Origin of the sequence: Desulfobulbus alkaliphilus (assembly GCF_016918545.1) — a bacterium.
Lineage (GTDB): Bacteria > Desulfobacterota > Desulfobulbia > Desulfobulbales > Desulfobulbaceae > Desulfobulbus > Desulfobulbus alkaliphilus.
The window spans coordinates 1-414 of the sequence record NZ_JAFFQC010000341.1; the positions used below are offsets into that span (position 1 = coordinate 1).

The 414-nt window shown below is 56.8% G+C and carries 1 protein-coding gene; it reads left to right on the forward strand.

What is annotated here, in order from left to right; all coding sequences use genetic code 11:
• A partial coding sequence (locus JWG43_RS18845) for a hypothetical protein (protein ID WP_205244440.1) occupies positions 1–414 on the forward strand: 414 nt, incomplete at both ends.

The following is a 414-nucleotide window of genomic DNA, read 5'->3' on the forward strand; positions in this document are numbered from 1 at the left end:
GTGACGGAAGATGCCGAAATCGCGGAAAGCGGCAAGTCCACCGACTCCGGCAGCCTGACGGTCACGATGGAAAACGAGACCAGCGTGAAGGTGACGATCGACAGAGTGGATCAGCAGGTCAGTCTGTCCGATCTTACAGCGGAAGGCGGCAAGAATATCGAACTGACGGAAGGCACGCTGAACCTGAAGTACGATGTTGAGACCGGCAAGCTGGACTACAGCTTTGATCAGGATACGGCGGCTGTCCATAAGGATGGCGAAGGTCTGACGGAAGCAAAGAGCTACGACATCGACGTGACCTTCACGGATAATGTGGGTCAGAACGTGAATGCCGACCTGACGCTGACCATCAAGGACGACGTGCCCACCATCTCCAGCGTGGATGCCGACAACGACGGCAAGCCCGACATCACC